Here is a 5,280-nt window from a genome sequence, read left to right as displayed (position 1 = left end):
ATCCATCATCACGCTCCTGGTGAGAGGCTTACTTCAGTGTAGTTACCAACTTACAATTGGGACATAGCCTTTTTTATGGCCGCGATGTATTGGCGAGGCTTTGCTGATAACATCTATTTATTGCAACTCTCAGGATTCTTGTCATGAAATGCGCGTTTTGTGGCAACCCGGACACTCAGGTGATCGATTCCCGCGTCAGCGAGGATGGCAGCAGCATCCGTCGTCGCCGCCGCTGCCCCGTCTGCGACAAGCGCTTCACGACTTTCGAAACCGCCGATGTGCGCATGCCGCAGGTGGTGAAGACAGCGGGCCACCGTTCCGAGTTCGACATCGAGAAAGTGCGCACCAGCTTCCTGCGCGCGCTGCACAAGCGACCGGTGTCCACCACGCTGGTGGACGAGGCGATAGACCGCATCTGCCATAAGCTGCTGCAATTGGGCGAGCGCGAAGTCAGCAGCCGGCAGATAGGCGAGATGGTGATGGCGGAGCTGGCGCGGCTGGATAAGGTGGCTTATGTCCGTTTCGCCTCGGTTTACCGCAGCTTCCAGGATATTTCCGAATTTACCGATGCGATCAAGGAAATTCAAAAGTCATCGCATTGACAGTTTGGGAGAGGGCTGATTAGTCTGGCTATTTCTTTGTCATTTTTGGATGCCATGACTACCCTCGCCCAGAAACACCTTGCCCTGTTGCCGCCCGACGTTGTCCACGCCGAGCGGCTGTTCGCATTGATAGACGAGAGCCGCCAGACGCTGCGGGCCTGGCTGCCTGGGTGGATGCCACCCGCAGCGTGGAAGATAGCCGGCAGTTTCTGGCCGGCATCGCCGATGGCCAACGCAACGGCGCGGCCTGCGCCACCTGGTTGATCGAATCGGACGGCGAGTTGGCCGGCTGCATCGACATCCATGGCGTCAGCGCGCTGCATCGTTCCGGCTGCCTGGGCTACTGGCTGGCCGACCGTTTTGTCGGCCGCGGCCTGATGCGCGGCGCGGTGGCGCAGGCGCTGGATATCGGATTCGGCGAACGGGGTCTGAACCGCATCGCCATCTTGGCGGGCGTGGAGAACGCGCGCAGCCGGGCGGTGGCCGAAGGTCTGGGATTCAGCCTGGAAGGCGTGCAGCGTGACGGCCTGTATTTGAACGGTCGCCACCATGATGCCTGCCAGTACAGTCTGCTGGCCAGGGAGTGGAAATGCAGGCAATGAGAACTGTCGATATCCGCGAGGCGGACCCTGCGCGCGATGCTCCAGTCGTTTTCGCACTGATCGAGCGCTATCGCGCCACACTGGGGCAATGGATGGCCGGCATCGTCAAGCCGCAGTCCGTGGCCGATGCCGAAGCATTCTTGCGGCTGCAACTTCAGGGCAACGAGGAAGGCCGTTGCGCGCATCGCTTGATCATCGTGAATGAAGAGATTGCCGGCATGTGCGCCCTGCATGGAATCAGCCAGGCCCATCGTTATGGCCGCGCAGGCTATTGGCTGGCGGATCATTTCGTGGGCAAGGGCGTGATGCGCCAGGCAATGACGCGGCTGCTCGACCACGCGTTTGACGAGTTGGGCCTGCACCGGATAGAGCTGGGTTGCGCGCCGGAAAATGTCCGCAGCTGCAAGGTGGCGGAAAGTCTGGGTTTCCGGCTGGAAGGCGAGCTGCGCGACGCGCAGTTCCTGAACGGCCGCTACTGGAATATGCGTTGTTACGGCTTGTTGGCCGATGAGTGGAAGAATCGAGCATGATGGATTACAGCGCCGACGATCACCTGCATATGCAGCGCGCGCTGCGGCTGGCCGAAGGCGCGACGCGCCGCGCCGCGCCCAATCCCGGCGTCGGCTGCGTGCTGGTGCGCGAAGGCAAAGTGATAGGCGAGGGCGCCACGCTGGCGGTGGGTTCCGATCACGCGGAAATCCAGGCGATCAAGGATTGCCTGGCGCGCGGCGATAGTCCGCGCGGCGCTACCGCTTACGTGACCTTGGAGCCGTGCAGCCACCATGGCCGCACCCCGCCGTGCGCGGAGAGGCTGATCGCAGAGGGCATCGTCCGCGTCGTGGCGGCGATGGTCGATCCGTATCATGAGGTGGCAGGCCGCGGCATCGCCATGTTGCAGGCCGCCGGCATTGCCGCGTCGGCGGGCCTGATGGAGCCGGAGGCGCGCCGCGTGCATCGCGGCTTCCTGTCGCGCGTGGAGCGCGGCCGGCCCTGGGTGACGCTGAAGGCCGCGGCCACGCTGGACGGCAAGACCGCGCTGCTGAATGGCAGCAGCAAATGGATCACCGGACCGCAAGCCAGGCTGGATGTCCAGCGTTTGCGCGCCGCGCATTGCGCCATCCTCACCGGCAGCGGCACGGTGCTGGCGGACGACCCGCAGTTGACGGTGCGCGAGGTGCCGGTGGCGGTTCAGCCATGGCGGGTGGTTTTGGACGGCGATCTGCGCACCGATCCTTGCAGCCGCATCTATCCTGGCGGGCGAAGCGTGCTGGCCACCTGCGTCGATGACGAGGCGCGGTTGGCGGCATTCCGCGCGCAGGGCGTCGAAGCGCTGATTCTGGCGCGGCGCGAGGGCAAGGCCGATCTGGCGGCGCTGCTGAGCCGTCTGGGCGAACGCGGCATCAATGAGCTGATGGTGGAGGCCGGCGCCGGCCTCAACGGCGCGCTGCTGCGCGCCGGGCTGGTTGACGAGATCGTGCTGTATCTGGCGCCGGCGCTGGCCGGCGACGCCGCGCGCGGCCTGTTCGCCTGGCCGGCGCTGGAGGATCTGGCCGACAAGACGCGTCTGGAAATCGTTGATGTGGCCAAGGTCGGCGGCGATTTGCGGCTGACCTTGCGGCCGCAAGCTTAAGCGCTTGGTTCTGGCAGTCATCATTTTGTTGCGCCAAGCGTTGTATGCTCAAACAGTGGCAAGGCGGGAGTGTGGGCGCATGGCGGGCAAGGAGCGGAGATGGCGGCACTGAAGGACGCATTGACGGCCTATCTGCATTTGATTGAACGGCTGGGGGCCACTCCGGATGTGGTGGCGGCGCGGCGCGAGCTATTGCAGAAGCTGCTGGACGGCTTGGCCGGCAAGCGGCGGGATGTCGACAGTTATCATGCCGGGGTGGACGCGTTTCTGGCCGCCTGCTCCTCGCAGCAAAAATTGCTGGCGGTGACCTGCGCCCGCGAGTTTTTCTACTTCTGGCTGGATGACATGAAGAAGGTGATGGAGATCACCTCCGGCGCCGGCTTCACTGTGCGCAACCTCGACATGCCGATGCAGGGATCGCTGGATGGCTTGCTGCAGTTGATGTGGCAGACTGGCTTCCAGCGCTATCCGCCCTCGCTGGGCCTTTATCTTGTCAAGCTATTTGAAGACGGCATGGCGGAAGATGAGATCCGCCGCCGCGAAACGCTGTTGCAGGCCTTGCTGTTTCTGCTTGATCCCCACCCTTTTCATCCGAACAGCTACCGCATGGCGGTGGATGCCTTGCTGCTGCATCTGGATTCGCAGCAAGACGGCGAATATCTGCGCCAACTGGTGCGCGAGTACTTCCCGCATTGGCAGTCCTTTCCGTTTGCCTCGCAACGCTTGGGCGCATCTGGTAAAAATGTGTGAGTAAAACTCATTCTAAACCGGTTTTCTGAGTACAATTTCCCTTGTTTCTTATTGTTTTTCGGCATGATTTTCCGCGCTTGACCATTAAATAGTGTCATGTGAGTATGGGGTGAAATCCATGCAAAGGAGGATGCCATGCTGAATCAAAAGGCCTATCAAAGCCTCAGCCACACTTTTCAAAGACTGCATCGTTTCGGCCATCTCGGCGCCATCGCAGGCTGGGATCAAGCCGCCATGATGCCGCCCAAGGGCAATGAGGCGCGCGCGGCCGCCCAGGCCGAGCTGCAGGTGCTGATGCACCAGTTGATCACCGCGCCGCAACTGCAGGAACAGCTGCAAGCCGCGGAGCAAGAAGATCTGGACCCGGCGCAACGCGCCAATCTACGCGAAATGCGCCGCGAGTGGCAGCAGGCCAACCTGCTTCCGGCCGAACTGGTGGAGGCCAAGTCCTTGGCGGCCGCGCGCTGCGAACACGCCTGGCGCAGCCAGCGCAAGGACAATGATTGGCAGGGTTTCCTGGCCAATTTCCGCGAAGTGTTGCGGCTGGCGCGCGAAGAGGCGGCGCTGCTGGCGCAGATCAACGGCGTCAGCCGCTACGATGCCTTGCTGGACAAGTACGAGCCGGGCATGAAGAGCGCCGATATCGCGCGCATCTTCGATGACGTCAAATCCTGGTTGCCGGGCTTGATCGAGGCCGTGCGCGCCAAACAGGCCGGCGAGGCCGTGATTCAGCCGACGGGTCCGTTCCCGGTGGCCTTGCAGCGCGAGCTGGGCCTGGAAGTGATGCAGCTCTTGGGCTTTGACTTCGATGCCGGCCGGCTGGACGTCAGCAGCCATCCGTTCTGCGGCGGCGTGCCGGAGGATGTGCGCATCACCACGCGTTACCGTGAAGACGATTTTGTGCAAAGCCTGATGGGCATCATCCATGAGACCGGCCATGCCCGCTATGAGCAGGGGCTGCCGCGGCAATGGGTGGAGCAGCCCGTGGGCCGCGCCCGCTCCATGGGCATTCACGAGAGCCAGAGCCTGTCGTTCGAGATGCAATTGGGCCGCAGCCGCGGCTTCCTGGAGTTGATCGCGCCGCTGATCCGCCGCCGATTTGGCGATCAGCCGGCGTTCGAAGCCGGCAACCTGGCGCGGCTCTATACCCGTGTCGAGCCTGGTTATATCCGCGTTGACGCCGACGAGTTGTGCTACCCGGCGCATGTGATCCTGCGTTTCGAGATCGAGCGCGCCTTGATCAATGGCGAGATCGAGGCGGAAGACGTTCCGGCGCTGTGGGACGAGAAGATGATGGCCTATCTGGGCATCGATACCCGCGGCAACTACCGCGACGGCTGTCTGCAGGATATTCACTGGACAGATAGTTTCGGCTACTTCCCAAGCTACACGCTGGGCGCGATGTACGCGGCGCAGTATTTCGCCGTCTTGCGCCGGCAGGAGCCGGAGCTGGATGGCCGCGTGGCGGCAGGCGATCTTTCGCCGGTATTCGACTGGCTGCAGGCCAATATCTGGAGCCAAGGCAGTTTGTGGACGACGGACGAGCTGGTGCGGCGGGCGACGGGTGAAGCGCTCAATCCCGCCCACTATCGCGCCCATCTGGAGGCGCGCTACTTGGGCTAGGGGCTGTTGACGTTTGGAGAGCGGTCGCGCCGGGATGCGTTTTGCGACGAATCGAGGCGTTTCGCGCGCCGCA

General features: G+C 62.9%; 6 protein-coding genes. All 6 read left to right on the top strand.

What is annotated here, in order from left to right:
- Positions 1 to 143 precede the first annotated feature (143 nt).
- The 6 genes from nrdR to QUG01_RS19780 all read left to right on the top strand — a co-directional run bounded on the left by nrdR (position 144) and on the right by QUG01_RS19780 (position 5,207).
- Complete coding sequence (gene nrdR, locus QUG01_RS19805; RefSeq protein WP_043625973.1) at positions 144 to 602, top strand: transcriptional regulator NrdR; 459 nt, start codon at positions 144 to 146, stop codon at positions 600 to 602.
- 170 nt (positions 603 to 772) lie between these two features.
- Positions 773 to 1,204, top strand: a complete 432-nt coding sequence (locus QUG01_RS19800; protein WP_500831590.1) for a GNAT family N-acetyltransferase — start codon at positions 773 to 775, stop codon at positions 1,202 to 1,204.
- Positions 1,201 to 1,734: a GNAT family N-acetyltransferase gene (locus tag QUG01_RS19795; RefSeq protein ID WP_500831589.1), complete on the top strand. Its 534-nt coding sequence runs from the start codon at positions 1,201 to 1,203 to the stop codon at positions 1,732 to 1,734. Before QUG01_RS19800 ends, QUG01_RS19795 begins: the two co-directional genes overlap by 4 nt.
- Positions 1,731 to 2,834, top strand: a complete 1,104-nt coding sequence (gene ribD, locus QUG01_RS19790) for a bifunctional diaminohydroxyphosphoribosylaminopyrimidine deaminase/5-amino-6-(5-phosphoribosylamino)uracil reductase RibD (protein ID WP_500831588.1) — start codon at positions 1,731 to 1,733, stop codon at positions 2,832 to 2,834. Before QUG01_RS19795 ends, ribD begins: the two co-directional genes overlap by 4 nt.
- A gap of 99 nt (positions 2,835 to 2,933) precedes the next feature.
- Positions 2,934 to 3,584 carry a hypothetical protein gene (locus QUG01_RS19785; protein ID WP_500831587.1) on the top strand — a complete coding sequence of 217 codons (651 nt, stop codon included), beginning with the start codon at positions 2,934 to 2,936 and terminating at the stop codon, positions 3,582 to 3,584.
- Between the two features lie 135 nt (positions 3,585 to 3,719).
- The gene (locus QUG01_RS19780) at positions 3,720 to 5,207 is read left to right on the top strand and encodes a carboxypeptidase M32 (RefSeq protein ID WP_500831586.1); all 1,488 of its coding nucleotides are present in this window, start codon (positions 3,720 to 3,722) and stop codon (positions 5,205 to 5,207) included.
- Positions 5,208 to 5,280: the final 73 nt, after the last annotated feature.

The organism is Chromobacterium sp. CCUG 76385 (assembly GCF_059916625.1).
The sequence above is the reverse complement of the archived record's forward strand: the minus strand, read 5'-3'. Positions and strand labels throughout refer to the sequence as shown.

Coding starts and splice junctions, on each gene's coding strand:
- nrdR (WP_043625973.1), top strand. CDS start 144: ATGAAATGCGCGTTTTGTGGCAACCCGGACACTCAGGTGATCGATTCC.
- QUG01_RS19795 (WP_500831589.1), top strand. CDS start 1,201: ATGAGAACTGTCGATATCCGCGAGGCGGACCCTGCGCGCGATGCTCCA.
- ribD (WP_500831588.1), top strand. CDS start 1,731: ATGATGGATTACAGCGCCGACGATCACCTGCATATGCAGCGCGCGCTG.
- QUG01_RS19785 (WP_500831587.1), top strand. CDS start 2,934: ATGGCGGCACTGAAGGACGCATTGACGGCCTATCTGCATTTGATTGAA.
- QUG01_RS19780 (WP_500831586.1), top strand. CDS start 3,720: ATGCTGAATCAAAAGGCCTATCAAAGCCTCAGCCACACTTTTCAAAGA.